This is a genomic window from Methanothermobacter sp. (assembly GCF_030055425.1).
Classification (GTDB): domain Archaea; phylum Methanobacteriota; class Methanobacteria; order Methanobacteriales; family Methanothermobacteraceae; genus Methanothermobacter.
On the sequence record NZ_JASFYE010000001.1, the window covers coordinates 284,143 to 300,641 of the forward strand.

At 46.1% G+C, this 16,499-nt stretch carries 12 protein-coding genes and 1 pseudogene; 9 read left to right on the forward strand and 4 right to left on the reverse strand.

Annotated features, from left to right (window positions below; genetic code table 11):
• Positions 1-76: 76 nt before the first annotated feature.
• The 8 genes from QFX39_RS01580 (at position 77) to QFX39_RS01615 (ending at position 7,011) form a co-directional block, all read left to right on the forward strand.
• Complete coding sequence (locus QFX39_RS01580; protein ID WP_300476784.1) at positions 77-739, forward strand: biotin transporter BioY; 663 nt, start codon at positions 77-79, stop codon at positions 737-739.
• A complete protein-coding gene (locus QFX39_RS01585; protein WP_300476787.1) occupies positions 693-1,121 on the forward strand; it encodes a DUF1284 domain-containing protein in 429 nt (142 codons plus the stop codon). Before QFX39_RS01580 ends, QFX39_RS01585 begins: the two co-directional genes overlap by 47 nt.
• Before the next feature lie 10 nt (positions 1,122-1,131).
• A complete protein-coding gene (locus tag QFX39_RS01590; RefSeq protein WP_300476790.1) occupies positions 1,132-2,241 on the forward strand; it encodes an aldo/keto reductase in 1,110 nt (369 codons plus the stop codon).
• On the forward strand, positions 2,242-2,448 hold the full coding sequence (locus tag QFX39_RS01595; RefSeq protein WP_300476792.1) for a hypothetical protein: 207 nt from the start codon (positions 2,242-2,244) through the stop codon (positions 2,446-2,448).
• 126 nt (positions 2,449-2,574) lie between these two features.
• A complete protein-coding gene (locus QFX39_RS01600) occupies positions 2,575-3,105 on the forward strand; it encodes a THUMP domain-containing protein (RefSeq protein ID WP_300476794.1) in 531 nt (176 codons plus the stop codon).
• A 40-nt stretch (positions 3,106-3,145) separates the two neighbouring features.
• A complete protein-coding gene (locus QFX39_RS01605) occupies positions 3,146-3,724 on the forward strand; it encodes a chitobiase/beta-hexosaminidase C-terminal domain-containing protein (protein WP_300476796.1) in 579 nt (192 codons plus the stop codon).
• 418 nt (positions 3,725-4,142) lie between these two features.
• On the forward strand, positions 4,143-4,805 hold the full coding sequence (locus QFX39_RS01610; protein ID WP_300476798.1) for a chitobiase/beta-hexosaminidase C-terminal domain-containing protein: 663 nt from the start codon (positions 4,143-4,145) through the stop codon (positions 4,803-4,805).
• Between the two features lie 148 nt (positions 4,806-4,953).
• A complete protein-coding gene (locus tag QFX39_RS01615; RefSeq protein WP_300476800.1) occupies positions 4,954-7,011 on the forward strand; it encodes a right-handed parallel beta-helix repeat-containing protein in 2,058 nt (685 codons plus the stop codon).
• A gap of 70 nt (positions 7,012-7,081) precedes the next feature.
• On the opposite strand, the gene QFX39_RS01620 is transcribed toward QFX39_RS01615, so the two are convergent.
• The 3 genes from QFX39_RS01620 to QFX39_RS01630 form a co-directional block, all read right to left on the reverse strand.
• The gene (locus QFX39_RS01620; RefSeq protein ID WP_300476803.1) at positions 7,082-8,566 is read right to left on the reverse strand and encodes an MBL fold metallo-hydrolase RNA specificity domain-containing protein; all 1,485 of its coding nucleotides are present in this window, start codon (positions 8,564-8,566) and stop codon (positions 7,082-7,084) included.
• A 399-nt stretch (positions 8,567-8,965) separates the two neighbouring features.
• Positions 8,966-9,838 carry a hypothetical protein gene (locus QFX39_RS01625; protein ID WP_367185373.1) on the reverse strand — a complete coding sequence of 291 codons (873 nt, stop codon included), beginning with the start codon at positions 9,836-9,838 and terminating at the stop codon, positions 8,966-8,968.
• Between the two features lie 244 nt (positions 9,839-10,082).
• Positions 10,083-10,427, reverse strand: a complete 345-nt coding sequence (locus QFX39_RS01630) for a hypothetical protein (RefSeq protein ID WP_300476806.1) — start codon at positions 10,425-10,427, stop codon at positions 10,083-10,085.
• 151 nt (positions 10,428-10,578) lie between these two features.
• On the opposite strand from QFX39_RS01630, the pseudogene QFX39_RS01635 reads away from it, so the two are divergent.
• Positions 10,579-11,064 (forward strand): annotated as a pseudogene (locus QFX39_RS01635) (DUF1802 family protein); the annotation flags it as partial.
• 164 nt (positions 11,065-11,228) lie between these two features.
• Here QFX39_RS01635 and QFX39_RS01640 read toward each other — a convergent pair.
• Complete coding sequence (locus tag QFX39_RS01640) at positions 11,229-16,202, reverse strand: cobaltochelatase subunit CobN (protein ID WP_300476807.1); 4,974 nt, start codon at positions 16,200-16,202, stop codon at positions 11,229-11,231.
• Positions 16,203-16,499 lie beyond the last annotated feature (297 nt).

Sequence of the window (16,499 nt, forward strand, 5' to 3'; positions counted from 1 at the left end):
CAACAAAACTTTTTTATCATCCTACACCCAACTATCTAAGGGATTCCAATTATTCTCACTCCATGGAGGTTATGATATGAACATTGACCTTGAAGGATACTACAGGATGCGTTACAGTCTGTTCAGATGGAGACACAATCAGACATGGATCAGCAAGACAGTTATGGCATTTTTCATGGCCTGTGTAACAGGTATAATGGCCCAGGTTGTGATTCCGCTACCATGGACCCCGGTACCCATCACAGCCCAGACACTGGCAGTCCTCATGTCAGGTGTTGTCCTTGGAAGGTACTGGGGTGGGCTGAGCCAGGTCATATACGTCCTCATTGGTGCCGCAGGGGTGCCCTGGTTTGCAGGTATGACCGGTGGGGCCTCTGTGCTGATGGGTGCAACAGGAGGATATCTCATTGGATTCGTCCTTGCAGCGCTGCTGCTGGGCCACTTCGTTGACAGACACATTAGATCAAGGAAGTTCACTCCAATGATGGCCCTGATGCTTGTTGCAAACTTTGGCCTTATCTACATCCCCGGACTTCTTGTTCTGGGCCTCTGGACCCTGCAGACAACAGGGCAAATGCCATCAGCATGGGAACTTCTTGTCATGGGGCTTTTACCGTTCATACCCGGCGATCTGCTTAAGATAACAGGGGCTGCGGCACTTACAAGGGCCATAACACCAAAGGAGCCCTACGGTGAAGAGGTTGACGTCCATAAATTCCCTGGATGGAGGCTGCCCTGAGCTGATAATCAGGGCACATCACCTCCTCTGTATGAGGGGGTTTCAGGGATATGGCTACAGCATGGAATTCGTTGATAATATGAAGAGGATCCTCAAGTGGATCCATGATAATCCCAAGAAGCCCATGACGATTGTTGATTTTCCAGATGATATCTGTGCCGCATGTCCATTCCTTGATGAATCCGCCTGCCTGAGGGCCGGAGACACCTTGAGGCTCATGGATCAGATGCTCATGGATTTACTGGGTATAAAGAGCGGGGATGAACTGACATCCACAGAAATCGATGCCCTAATCTCCCCACTCATAGATTCCCCTGAATTAACTGAGATATGCGGTGAATGTTCCTGGATTGACGTCTGCCTGGTACACAGAAATCCCTGAGGTGAAAATGATGATCCGGCGAAAACTCGGTTCAACGGGCATATCTGCTTCGATACTGGGGATTGGGGTCATGCGGTTCCCTGAGGTGAACGGGAAACTTGAGAGAGGATCTGCAGCGAAAATTATGGAGTTTGCCCTTGAGAGCGGCATAAACTACATTGACACCGGTTACACCTACCATGGCGGTGAAAGCGAGGTCTTCGTTGGGGAATTTCTCTCAGAAAATGATGACTACAGGGACGATGCGATAGTGGCAACCAAGCTTCCCACCTGGCTCGTTAACAGAAGAGAGGACATGTATATGTATTTTGAGGAGCAGATGAAGCGCCTCAGAGGCAAAATTGATATATACCTCCTTCACAACCTCAAAAAGGATTCCTGGCTGGTCCTCAAGGATATGGGGGTCCTTGATTTTCTTGACTCACTCAGGGATGATGGAATCTATGTTGGATTCTCATTCCATGATACAGCCGATGTATTCTTTGAGATAGCCGACTCATACACCTGGGATGTCATTCAGGTCCAGCACAATATAGTGGATGACCACCAGGCAAACTCCGCCACCCTTGCATATGCCCGTGGGCTTGGTGCCGGTAATGTGATAATGGAGCCGCTGAGGGGAGGCTCACTTGTACGTAACATCCCACAGGAGGTTCAGGAGATATATGAAATGGCCAGGACTCCCCGAAAGCCTGTGGAGTGGTGTCTTAAGTATCTATGGGATATGGATGATGTTGACGTGGTTCTAAGCGGTATGGGCAGTGTATCCGAGATCAGGGAAAATGTTGAAATTGCATTGAACTCACAGGAGCTCACAGAAGACGACTACGAAATTTTGAGGGAAGTTAAAAGGGCCTACCGCATGAGGAAGAGTATCCCCTGTTCAGAATGCGGATACTGCATGCCCTGCCCTGAGGGTGTTGACATACCCCGCAACTTCAGGCTTCTGAATGACGTATACCGGTTCATGAGCACTGGGGGAGTGGAAACTGAGTACAGGAAAATCATGGATGCCATGGAGCGGGCATCAAACTGTTCAGAATGCGGCTCCTGCATGCCCTGCCCCCAGATGATCGATATACCCTCTGAACTCAGGAGGGTCCATGAAAAACTTGGGTAGGTGAACCCCTTGATTGAAAGGATCAGATACTCAATCAGGATTGCGGTGATACTGGCGGTGCTTGGCTCAGCCGTCCTCTTTATATGGGGGATGATCGGGAGGATGGCTGTGGACTGGGACGTTCTGAGGTCAGCCCTTGAAGGTTTTGTTGCATTTGGAATATTTGGATTCATACTGGGATTTCTGATATATGACCTTGAACCCTAGATTTAAATGGAGTTGCAGAAGGGCAAAATGGGGGGCTAAAATCTCTGATACATGACCCCTTAATCATAGCTACATGGATAATGACTTATATATCCCCCAACATAGTATGATAGGGGGTGTGATTTCTTGAAGGTTCCTGAAAGTTTCAACCTCATCGTGACCCTCAGCGGTCAGAAGGGTGGCCCTGCAGGTGAGGAGATAGTTGGCATTGAAGAGATCGAGATGGCGCTTTCAAGGTACGAAGGCGAACTCAGGGTCAGGGATTCTGATTTTCCAAATGTCCTGAAATTTGATCTTGATATGGACCCATTTGAGGCTGTTAATATAATCAGAAATTCTCCAACCACTGTAATATCCAAGGTCGTCCCTGTTGAGGCTGTTGTGAGAACAAGGCTGGACAGTATAATCGAAAGGGTTGCTAGCCTCGTATCTGAGAAGGTTAAGGCAGGGGAGAGTTTCAGGGTCATCTGTGACCTCAGGGGGAGGAGGTACATAAAGTCTCCAGAGGAGGTCGTTGAAGCAGTTTCAGATTTTTTAATGGAGAGATTTCCAATCAAGGAGTCCGAGGATCCCAACTGGATTATACAGATAGAGGTTGTGGGTGAGGCAACCGGTGTTAGCGTACTCAAGCCCCATGATGTTCTGAAGAAGGGGTGAAATTCTCATTAGATACTAGAATATAGAAGGAGGTTTTTTCATGAAAATGAATGCTGGCGTCGTCATGGTTCTTTTTGCTGTGGCTGTCCTGGCTGGAACGGGTTGTGCTGCAGCTGCTAATGCACCCTTAAAAGTTGCTGTGGCTGGAAATACAACTATAGATGATGGTGTTTACTACACCATCAACGGTGCCATGCCCACTGTAAAAAGTACAAGGTACACAGCCCCAATTGTCCTCAACAGGACAATGAACATAAAGTACATGATAATCAAAAACGGCACCGTGAAATACGGCATAATAAACCACGCCCTAACAGGAAACATCACCAACAGGACATACCCCAAACTGATATTCAACCAGACACCCATCATAGAACTCGAAAACGGCACATACTACAGGATCAAAAACGGCAACATGACACTCTACAGCGGACCAATCGCCCTGACAGGAAACACGATCCTGAAATACTTCAAAAACAGCACAAACACGACAATGATGGGCATAATCAAAAACACACCTGCAATAGCTGTCAAAAAGGCCAAATGGATCAAGGTCAAGGTTAAGAAATGTACAGAAGAGGCGGTAAGTGGAGATACTACTGGACCTACAGATGGGTAAAGAGGATTTACAGGGAACTCCAGCCAATCTAGCTTTCAAACTTTAACCGCCCACTTTCCTTTTTTTATATGTAAAAAAAATCTTAAACTGGATGATTTGGAGCTTATATGCTTCATATTGTGGTTTTAAAATAAATATCGATCTCTTTTAGCATTCTATAACTGAATGATGTTTTGATTTATGAAAGCTTAGATGAGGTCTTCTGATTTTCACCAGCTCAGTGAAGTTTGCAGAGGCACAGGTTATTGCCAAAATGTGTTAGGTTTAAATATAGATTAATTCAAATTAATTTTATAATATTTAAACTTGATTTTATTTTAGTATTTAATAGTTTCTAATTATGATTAAATAAAAAATTTTATATATAATTTATGATTAATGTATCCGAATGTACTACATACTAAAAGGGAGGTTTGGTATGAAAAGAACAGCTGGTTTAATTATGGCTGTCTTTGTCGCAATGGTTATTGCTGGAATGGGACAGGCAGCTGCAACCGATGATATAAGTGTTGGAGAACTGCCAAGAGGGGGTTCCGGGGATTTTGTCGTAACCTCAGCACCCGCCGAAGGTGTTTACTACACCATTGATGGTTCCATCCCGACAGTTAATAGTACACGGTACACAGCCCCAATTGTCCTCAACAGGACACTCAACATAAAGTACATGATAATCAAAAACGGCACCGTGAAATACGGCATAATAAACCACGCCCTAACAGGAAACATCACCAACAGAACATACCCTAAACTGATATTCAACCAGACACCAATCATAGAACTCGAAAACGGCACATACTACCAGATAGGCAACGGCAACATCACACTCTACAACGGAACAATCGCCCTAACAGGAAACACGATCCTGAAATACTTCAAAAACAGCACAAACACGACAATGATGGGCATAATCAAAAACACGCCCGCAAAACTGGTCAACAAGGTCAGGATATCAAATGTTAAGGTCAAGAAATGGTACAAAAAATGGTACAAGAGAGGCGGTAAGTGGAGATACACTTGGAAATACAAATGGACCTACAGGCAGGTGAAACAGACCTACCAGGAACTTCAGGCCACAGCCTGAGTTCCGCACAAATCTCTTTTTTAGTTAATACTGGATTCTGAAAATTTATATTCAGGATCCAAGATAATATACATTCACAGATGATAAAGGAGGTTTAATTATTAAAAAACTAAGAACACTACCCCTTATTCTCCTCATATCATTCATAATGACAGGCTGCAGCTGCGGTGCAGATTACACCGTGGATAACACAACCTACCTGCAGATATTCACAGCCACCGGCGTCTCAGAGAACTTCACCCTCAACGGCACAGATTACACCCTCCAGGATGGAGATACCATCATATTTCTTGAGGGAATATATGAAAACGTTAACATCCTCATTAACAGGGCCATTAACCTGGTGGCATCTGGCATTGTGCAGCTCAACGGGTTCATTGACGTAAGTTCCTCAGCAAACATAACCGGTTTCAGTGTTAATGGATCCATTGAGTTAAACGGTAACAAAAGCTTCCTTAACAGGACAAACATCACAGGCACACTGGTTGTAAACGGCAACTCGTGTGCAGTCAATGGTTCAGGGATATTCAGCTCCCCCACATCACTTACCGTGAGGGGTGATAATGTAACCATAAGCAACAGTCTCATAAACGCTTCAGCATCACATGGTATCCTTGTGACCGGGAAAAACGCAACAATCACAGGTAACACCATAACGAACAGCAACGGAAGCGGAATTTTAATAAGGGGGAATGACTGTGTGGCCAGCGGTAACACCATCTACCTCTCAAAGGGGGATGGGATAAGCTCAAATGCATCCGATGTTTCAATAGCAGGCAACAGCATATCCTTCAACTCAGGGCACGGTATAAATTCCTCAGGTAATGGTACAAGGATCACCAACAACACGGTGCTCCGTAACAACCTCACGGGAATCCATTCGACAGGCGGATGGGCAAATATAACCCAGAATACCGTCAAGTACTCAGGTGCCGACGGTATCTATGTTTCAGGAAACGGATCCACTGTGCAGGGATCCTATGCACAGAACAACACCCGCAACGGCATACATGTGGCTGGCCCCGGCTGCTCTGTTATCAGTTCATACTCATATTACAACGGTGAAAATGGGGTTTACTCCACAGGTCCAAATGCCTCATTCAGGTATGTGGATGCAAGTTTCAACAGAAAAAATGGAATATATTCCAGAGGAAGCAATGCTAGCTTCTTCTATATAACCAGCGCATCCTACAATGGCGAGAACGGTATACTCTCAGCTGGACAGAATTCAAGCATGCAGATAATACTGGACGTCTCCTTAAATTCCAAAAACGGGATCTCAAGCCTCGGTGATAACGCATACATATGGTTCGTTGAGGTTAAGAATAATGGTCTCAACGGTATTTACTCCGCAGGTAAGGACCTTTACCTTTCATATGTGAGGAACTCCACCAACAACACCCTCAGCGGTATCAACTCAACAGGGATCAATGCAAGGATATTTGACGTCACAGTGAAACTCAACAGGCTACATGGGATCTACGCTTCAGGATACAACACCACGGTGGCATACTTCGAAGCACTGGAAAACCTCAAAAACGGCATATACCTTACAGGTGCCCGCAGCTACATCGTATCAGGGAACAGCAGTTCAAACCATCAGAACGGTGTCCAGGTAAACGGTGCAGATACAATCGTGAGATCCGTGAACGCAACAGACAATGCTGCCGCAGGAATAGCTGTCTATGGTAAGAACTCAATCGTATACAACTGCACATCCCTCAGGAACACCGACGGGGTATACACCGCAACAAATTCCAGGATAATCCTGACCAGGGTCTCTGGAAACAGAAACTGCGGTGTAAACGCCAGGGGAACAACAGGTGTGGAGGAGAGCACGGTGACAGGTAACAGGTATGGTGTTTATGTCGCCGGTGCCGGTTCAGTTATCTATTCATCCACCATAGGCAGCAACAGGGGCTACGGCATATACGTTGGGGGCTCATCTGTAACCATCTACCGTAACACCCTGCAGTACAATGGTGGCGACGGCATAACTGCAAGGGGAGGCTATGCAAAGATATACTACAACACTGCAAACAGAAATAAGGGTTCAGGTATAAACTCAGCCTCATACAGGGCAGTCATAGCATACAACCGGGCTTCATACAACAGTTACTACGGCATATACTCCTCAGGCAAGCGTTCAACCCTTGCAAAGAACACAGCATCAGGAAATAAAAAGGGGAATATAAGGAGACTTTAAAATTGACTTTTTTAGGATTAACCTTTCCCCTCATTTTTTAGAGGCTCTAACCTCATATGAAGATCATCCACTATTTTTTCATTACGGGATCAAGAACCCTAATACCCTCCTCCTTAAACATCATGAACTCCTCCCTGTTCCTGGTGTGAATGGGGTATATGGCCTCCGGTTCCACGTCGAGTATCATCTCCACAAGGTCAGATCTCCCTGCATGACCTGAGGAGTGGAACCTCCTGTACTGTGCTATGCCAAAGTGCCTGAGCCAGTTGCTCTCCCTCTCTGCATCGATCTCCATCTCCTCATTGAAGGGTTCAGTCTTGGACTTGATGTAGGCCGCGCCCTCGGGTTTGATGTCTATGAACTCCTTGAAGTCAAAGTAGTCGCACTGGAAGAGGTACTCCCCGGGTTCCTCCTGGAGGTCCCTGTAGGTTATGATGTTGTCCGCTTCAAGGAATTGCCTTTCCCATCCCCTGTAATCCTGAACGATGTATTCCTCAGGAAGTTCAGCTGCAGGTATCCATTCACCATCAAAGCAGACATACGCATCTTCGCCGATAAGTCCCCACCCTCTCCTTGGAAGGTACACCGCAAGATCCCTGAGAGACAGGTAGCCCATGTCCTCAAACAGTTTAATGATGTAGGCCTGTTTCAGGCTCACTGCAAGTGTTCTATCAGAGTTCCTGGCGGCCAGATAAAATGTCAGGAACCTGTCGAGGTCTCTTATGGGGTAATTGACAATGACAAGTCCCCTGTGGTGTGCAGCTATAGCTGCTGTTCTCCTCTCAATATCCTCCTCGAAGGTACTATTATCCTGGTCTATCCTTGTCCCCTCTGTTATGAGGATGTTTGGGGAAAACTTCCTTGCCTTTTTAACGAATTTTCTGGATTCATGATCCCTTCGACCCTTAAATCTGATGTCCCCAGTGTATACTATTGCCTCCTCTGATTCTATCAGGTACGCGCAGGAGCCTGGGACCGAATGGTCAACTGGTGCTGGTGTAATGCTAAATTCACTCGTGTACTGAGTTTTATAGGGTTTAAGAAGATTTATGGGCCTGTTTAATCTGGTATCATCGTCTCTTTTATGTGATGTGTTCCCTAATTTTCGCTTTTTTTCTACGAAATGAAACCTTGGGTTGTATTGAATGAGATCATGGTTCCCATTTGAAGTTTCTTCTATGGCCTTAAGGACTAGAAAGCTCTCCTCCGTCATATAGAATGGTATATCGTGGCGTATGTACTTGAGGCATCCTGCATGGTCAAGGTGGGGGTGGCTCAGAAGCACCCCTGATACCGCCGGCTCCTCCTCAAACTTCATTCCAAGGTACCTCATCTGGTCCTCACGGTAAACCCCCCTTATCCTTGGGAGGGCCCCAAGCTCCATGAGGTCACCGAGACCATTGAAGCTCCTTGGCTGCAGGAACTCATCAAAGTAGAGTTTCTCAATGTTGAACCTCATCCCGAAGTCAAGGAATATCCCATCACCGTTGCAGGATACCTCTATCCTGTTACCACCGATCTCATCAACTCCACCATAAAATTTGAAATCCACCATGATACGCCTCCAGAGTTATCATAGGGTTACTTATGCGAGTATGCTGAGTATGAAATAAAGCAGAAGTAGGCCAAACACACACCCCAGAACTCCCCTGCAGCAGTCATCATCCATACAATCACCCCCTTTTTGTTATCCAGAATATTCAAGGCTGTGATCCCCCATCATGCTGAAACAGCATGAATCAACTGGTCCTGCATATTAAATATAATTTGTTTATATATTTAAAAATTTCCAATTTTTTATGATTTAAAGTTTAATAGAACAGGTTAAAGGTTGAAACTATGGGTGCAAAACGAATGGATTATTGCGTTATATTTCCATATTACGAAGAACATGATAGTGAGCCTACCTTTTATAATTAATCTAGATCTATAGACCCATAAGGTCTACATTTTATCATATACTCCATAAGGCCTCTATTTCATCGTTCCTGAAATCCAATTTTTTCAGGAGACATCGTTTAAGAAAGGTTCTGATTTTATAAGGAAGTTCAAAATCAGTTTGTAGGTAATTTAATTCATTATTATGATCGTGTTCTATCCTACCATGAGAAAGATAGTTCCTAATCTTAACAATTCTGTCCAGTTCCCTTGGTGTGATGTTCATGTCGCTATAATCCTTCAATTCCTTTAACCGGGTCCTCAGACTAACTTCACCATTAAAATAGATCTTATGATAAGCCTCCAGTCCATTAACATAGCTCAAAAACTCTTCTTCAAGCGACTTACGTGTATTATAAAGGTGATCCACGTAGAATCCCAAGACATGCTGAAAGGATGAATCAATGGCATTTGAAAGTATATCATGAAACTCACTTTTTATATCAGAAAATTTAATTCTAAAACTTTCAGGTCCACTTGACATAACTTTACCTGGGGTCACATGAGTTCCGATGTTATTCCATTCTCCATCACTACTTTTTCCCTGAATACATGAAGCATAAAATGGTTTTTCGGTTATGAATGACAGAATATTCTCAAATTTGATTAAAAAGTCTTTATAATCCCTATAATCTACAGGATCTCCTGAATGTGGGGATATATATGCAAAAAATTTACCTTTTAATTTAAACATTCGTGTGAGCATATCTGTTTCTAATCTTGTATTGGACTCAATTGAAACATTGAACCCATCTAAAACTGTGAAAAACAGTTTATTATCTGCTAATTTTATTTTAATCTCATCACCATCTTTGTTAATTTGAAATGGATGAAAATCTATGAAACCATAAAGTAATGGATAATGGACCCTCAACTCCTCAAACTTCATGTCCTCTGGATTGTAGAGTGTCAACATACATTTTTCCTCCCTCAGATGCCAGATGCTTCAAAACATCGAATAAATGTTCATCGAATCCTTTAATCATGAGAAGTGCCTCCTTCAGGTATGAGGAAAAGGGATAAAATCATAGCCACCAGTAAGAGAGCCGCCCCCAGTCAAGACTGAACCTCAGGGCGGATAGAATGTTCCCGTCTACCTTGTGTATAATCTCAGAGCGGTACTCTGCTTCAATTTAGGTTGATGTTAATGTATCACGTGGGGTGTCAAGGTCGGCGCATATCACCACCTCCCTCTCTGAGAGGCCCTCAATGGTTCCAATCACGTTCCTGGATGTTTTAACATCATCTGACCTCAGTGAGTAATATTTGAATTCCCTGACCTCTGTTTTAAGTCCATATTTTCTGAACTGTGCTGCCAGGTAATCTGCAGCCTCTGCCTCTGCATGGGAGCCTGCTGGCCGCGGCCCTATATCCTTGCTCAGGTACCTCACGTGGCCTGTGAGATTAACTGCTTCCGCAGCATTCAGCTGGTAGAGGACAAGGAGGAGTACAAAAAGTGAGATTAGTTCCCTTTTCATCAATGTTTCTATGTTCCCCTGGAACCTTAAATTTTATTCAGGAATTTGCAGGATGGGTGCTGAATTGTCAGAAGATGATGAATGGTATTTATAATTTACAGGATAATATCTATTCAGGTGAAATTATGGAGATGACAAGTGTCTCAATGAATGGAATGCGGTGGTGGAGGCCCTGGGTGAGGGTATTCAGACCATCCTTATCAGGAAGTACAGGACGTCGGCTCCGAGGTTCCTCCTCTACCCCACAAAAAGTTATGCCCTGAAGGATGACTTTCTGGGGGCCTTCAAGGCCGAGTACCATGACTTTGTAAGTGAAAGGAAGCTCCCTGAGATGCAGGGTGATATGGCGGCTGTCAGGTACCTTGCAGAGGTTGTCGATGTTATTGAGAGACCCTCAAATCGCCTTGGAAGGTTCAGTGATTATCATATCTGGAGCCCGGAGCACGTCCGATCCTACCTCGGCTCAAGGGGGTATGTTTGGATTCTCAGGGTCTTCAGACTGCGGGAGCCCGTCTTCACAGGGAGGACGAGGGGAATGGTCTATGCCAATACCCTGAAACCCGTTGATACATCCGGGGCTGAACCTGTTATCGGTGATGATGAGTTCAGTTCAATCCTTGAGGAACTCAGGGGTTGAACCATAATTATTACTTAACAACACACTCAGACGTACACTTCAAGTGTAAAAAAGTACACTTTTTAAGAAGTAGTGCTCTTTTTAGTACCTTTAAAAAATAAAAAATAAAAAATAAAAAATAAAAAATAAAAAATAAAAAATAAAAAATAAAAAATTAATTAATTTTAGTTTCTTCCAGTTCCAAGGAAGTATCCGACGCCAACAAGGGCTACCAGCGCTATAACACCGATTATGGCGTAGACTGGCATTCCGGTGCTTGAACTCTGTGATGCAGTTGCCCTGCTCACCTCATAGGCCTTCCCGGCCTCAGCACCAGGTGACTCCTGGGAGGCACTGGTAACCTCAGAATCCACGCCTGCAGCATCACTGGGCCTTGCATCCGGCCTATCTGATGATGGGGTTCGCCCGGCTGAACTTGACCCTGTATCTGGCTCGCCCGGGTTAGGGGTTGAGAGGACATCAGGGTTGGATCCACCTGCTGGGGCGAATGCTGAGCTCTTTGTGGCCGCATACAGTTTCTCCTTAACCCTTGCAAGGAGGTCAGGGTTGAGGTACTGCATGGCCCACTCCATCATTGCAATGTTGCCGCAGCTGCAGTCACAGCAGGCAACACCATTTTCTGCGATGGCCTCTGCCCATGTGGTGGCTATCAGGCGCCTTGTGGCATCATCAGCATTCCAGTACCCGCGGTGTATTGCGGTGAGCATGGTACCTGTCATGCTTATGAGTGCATAGCTGTTCTTACCCCTTGAAAGCCATTCCCTGACACCAATGCCATATCTGTCCTTGAGGTAGACATCCACAGTTTCCCTCCACATCCACTCGGAAACCGTCTCAGGACTCATAACATTCCATCCCCAGAGGTTGGCAACGAAGTTGTTTGAGATCTCCCTTGCGCCTGCATACCCGCTCTGCATCATCGCCTGTATCCATCGGGGGTTGTAGTAGCGGGACTGGAGCTCCCTGTAGAGGAACTGTCCAAGGGTCTCTATTCTGGAAGCCGATGGGTTCACCTGGTTTATTATGTACATCCCTGGAATCCTGCCGCCTGCAGCCTCCACTGCAAGCCTGAAGCCGCCGAGGAACTCGAAGTTGTGGTCCACGTCCAGAACTCCATAGAGATTCGTTGACCTTGAGTGGTAGACGCCCTCAACGTCCCGTAGCCTCATTGTCAGGACCTCTTCAAGGTCCACTCCCCAGCCATCCTCGCTCAGCGCATACTTCATGCTGTCAATGTAGAGCTTTCCAAGGTCCAGCCTTTCATCCCACGTCCAGTCCTGCTGAACAGCCTCAGGGAGCCTGGTGCCATAGTTACCGAGGGATGGTCCAAATAGCCTGGATATTGCGGCGATTCCAGCGTCCTCAGGTTTCATTCCAAGTTTAATGAGCGCCTTAACGTCTGAGAGCCAGTGCCTTGCAATGGGGTTCTTATCAAGTGGGTCGCTGCCAGGAATGAAGAGACCTGCTTTCTGGATACTTGAAACTGAGGCGTTGAGTGCAGAGATGAGTTTCGTCCTGTTATCGTTTGTTTCCTGATTTATAGCTGCCATCAGTGTGTTGAAGGATGCTGCAAGTGCCACCCTTGATGCGCGGTCCAGGAGCACTCCCAGAAGCGGGAAGGTCTCCCTGAATATCCCGGACGTGGTCATCAGGACATCCACCCTTGACCTGTTGAGCTGTGACAGTGGTGTTGCCCTCACACCCATGACAGAACCCCCATATCCATAGATAGGTTCGAGTCCCATGAGCCTCAGGATGAATGCCACTGTTGCTCCCTTGTCGTTCTGGGTTTCTGTGGCCCATATGACAACACCCAGCTGTTCAGGGGTTGCATTGTATGATCTAAGGGCTTCATCTGCAAGTTTTGATCCCCTGATCCATGCAGCCTGTGTTGGAAGGAGTGATGGGTCCTCACCATACAGGTTCCCCCCTGTTGGGACTGCTGATGGGTTTCTGATCGGGTCTCCCCCTGCTGTGGGTGGTATGTATCCTCCCCCAAGGGCCCTGAGGAGCATCTGCCTCTCCCTTGCACCTGAACCCCTGATGTTCAGGACATCGTTGAGTGTCAGGTTGAGGGCCGTTATCTCTGTGGCTGTTAGATTTCTTCCAAGTGCCAGCTGAAGTTCAGATATGACCGCCTGAAGTGATTTTCCGCCGTAGAAATCCTTTATGATCATATCCACTCCCCTGTTCACCCCTGAAAGTGCCTGTATCACTGATATGAATGTGCTGTTACCGACGGTTATCCTGGGTACTGTTGCCATGGATCTGACCATTGTGGTAACCTGGCTCTCATTCCAGTCCCTGCCAAAGACGTAGAGGCCCAACGGCATCATTGTACCCTCAAGTTCCCTTATGTAGTCGTCTATCCTGTCAACCAGTTCATCGGGGTCCATGTTGAGGTCCATTACTGTCTCAAGGTGGAGTTTGGCTGCCCTCTCCCTTATCAGTTTTATCTCCTCTGACCTGTCGCCTGTTGCTGCATGGTACTGGTCTATCAGGGTTTTGAGTGCCGCGATGTCACCGTAGACTCCCGTTGCCTCCATTGGTGGGGTCAGATGACTTATGCTCACAGCCAGCCCCCTCCTCTTGGCATGTATGACCTCACCGACACCATCCATGATGTAGATGTATATGCTTGGCACTTTTCCAAGGCATATGTCAGGGTAGTCTGCCCCTGAGAGGGCTGATTCCTTTCTGGGGAGCCATTCATAGGTTCCGTGTCTTCCGAGGTGTATCATTGCATCGGCACAGAATTCCATCTGAAGGTATGCATAGAATGCCAGGTACTGGTGGTGTGGCGGGACTATCTGGCTGTGGTAGAGTTTATCTGCATCGCCCTCCCAGCCGCGCTGTGGCTGTGGAGCCACAAAGACGTTTCCATAGAACATCCCGGGTATCACCATGTATTTCCTGCCGTTTTTCTCAACGGTCATGATGTTTCCGGGAGGAGCGCCCCATCCACACAGCCCAGGGACCCTGAGTGCCAGGAACGCTGACTTTACACTGTAGAACTCGTTCCACCTGTTAATGCCGTTTAGGATGTCCTTAAGGGCGCTGTAAGCCCTTAAAACATGTCTCCTGGCCTCTGATGCCCTGCTGATCTGCATGTCATCTATGGTTGAGATCAGTGACTTCTGCCACCTCTCCAGTGTATCCAGTAGTCTGGGGTTGTTAACGCTGTATTTAAAGAGGGCTTCGATGTACCCGAATGGTCCCTCCTCTATCTCCTTTCTTGCAAGTTCAGGGAGCCTGCTGTACCATTCCATGTACCTCTCCACGTCCCAGAGGATGGTTGCATTGGCAAGTCTCTCGAGTTCCCCTGGAGCCCAGTTTGCAATGTTGAGGCCACGGTTCATCATCTCTGTTAGGAGTTCATCCACTCCCGCAGGCACATTCCTAACAGTGTAACCGTTCTCCCTCAGGAGCCCCAGTATCTCAAGTATTGAGGATGGTCCGTCGAGGTAACTTGCACCTGCAAGGTTCTGTTTCCCTGGAGGGTAGTTGTAGTAGATGAGCGCAACCCTTTTATCCGCGTTCTGTGTGTACCTGAGTTTAATCCAGGCTGCAATCCTGTCTGCAAAGGTTTCGACCCTCTCATCTATGGGCTGATAGAATTCAACCTCAAGTCCTGTTAATGGATCCAGTGACTTTCTGGTTGAACTTGTTACCATTGTGAGGATCTGACCCTGGAATTCAGGCAGGACTATCTGACTTGTTATGCTGGTGAAGTCCATTCCTGCGTCAGAAATGTACCAGGTTTCCTCGGTGTCAGCCACATTGAGGGGTCTGAAGACAAGGATGCTGTTATCAAGGACCATTTTCTCGGCAATCGCTGCGGTTGCACCCCCCAGTTTGAATGACTGGAGTGTTATGAGGCCCTGAATTCTTGTCCTGTTCTGTGAGTCCAGGAAGTAGCTTCTCATGGCATTTATGACCGGTGTTCCGTCAACGGGGTTTCCCTGGGCTATTGTGGCTATAACATTTATACCCCTTGATTCCATTTCACCTATGAGTCTGTCGAGCATCAGGAGGTCCCCGCGTTCCCATGTGAGGGCCATCCATGATGTTATACCCACCGTTGGTCTTCCTGGAACCAGGAACTGCTCGTAGTCTGTGAAGTTGTAGTAGAGTCTTCCGTTGCGGTAGAGGGCATACTTTGGCACTATAACTGGTTCGCGGAATGTGTATCCCCTACCCGGGAATGCCAGGGCTATGAGGTACATGAGGCCCTCCTCCCTGTTTTCTGGGGATGCTGTGTCTGATGTCTTGTATTCCTGGAACTTCAGATAGGATGCCATGGCCGGGTAGGCTGCCTGGAGTTCCCTTAGAACCATGATTGGTGTCTTGGGGGGTACAGCCCTTGATACTGACTCGAAAATGGCCTGCAGCTGGCTGTCAGTGAGTTCAGTACCGTTTGCATCCACGAATCGTGTGTTGTTTATGTTTGTAAGCCTTGCAACCGGGAAGCAGTAGTATGGGTTGGGGTAGGCTGCTATTATTTTACCGTTGAGTTTTCCCTGGTTCTTCATTGACATGAGGAGGTCAGGGACGGGCCCGTTTGGGCCGTTGACGGTCTGGACGTTGCTGATATATATGAGGTCGGCCCATTCAATTAACTGTGCGGTCTCTGTAAGGTTCAGTTTTGCCTGGTCGGTGTTTCTGACCTTCACTGTGATCTCAGGGTGCTTCTGCATTATGTTCTTAACCGGTTGAAGGAGCTGCCCAGCCTCTGTTGGCCATGAGATTATCAGGAATCTTATCTCCGGAGGGTCAACCACCCTCACACCGGAGAGTGCCTCATCCCTATCATCAAAGACACTGTTCCTGTTCAGGTCAGCGTAGAGCCTTCCTGTTATGGTTGAATTGATGAAGGATGCCTCAAGTACTACATCTCCGGCCCTCAATGATGCATTTGATGATGGGTGCAGTGTCAGTCTCAGTGTTTCGTTGATTCGATACTTAGCCGGTACTGTCAGTGGGTCCACCCACACAACATGGTTATTATCAGTGACACCAGTGAATGTGAATCGCCCCTCACTGTCTGTGAGGTTCTCTGGATTTTTAATTTCACCTCCATCAATTTCTGCCGCTACAGCTGATCCCTGTAGAATCACTGTAAAAAAAGCTGCAATCAATAGAATAATCAACTGTTTTCTAATCATTTTCACCTCCTTTATTCTTTACAATCAGAGATCTTTCAGAAATTTTATTTAAGAGTTTTTATTAATTTTTTATTACTATTTTTGAATTGAATCAAATTAATGTAATAATTCAATGGAAAATTAATACATATGATGTGGAAATTTATATGATTTTATAATATTAAATATAATAAAAATATTAATTGAAAATTCAAATAGAAATTAAAAGGATTTTTATTAACATTAAAGCCTCTTTTGAAGTTTAATATAAGAATAAAAGCAATAAAATCA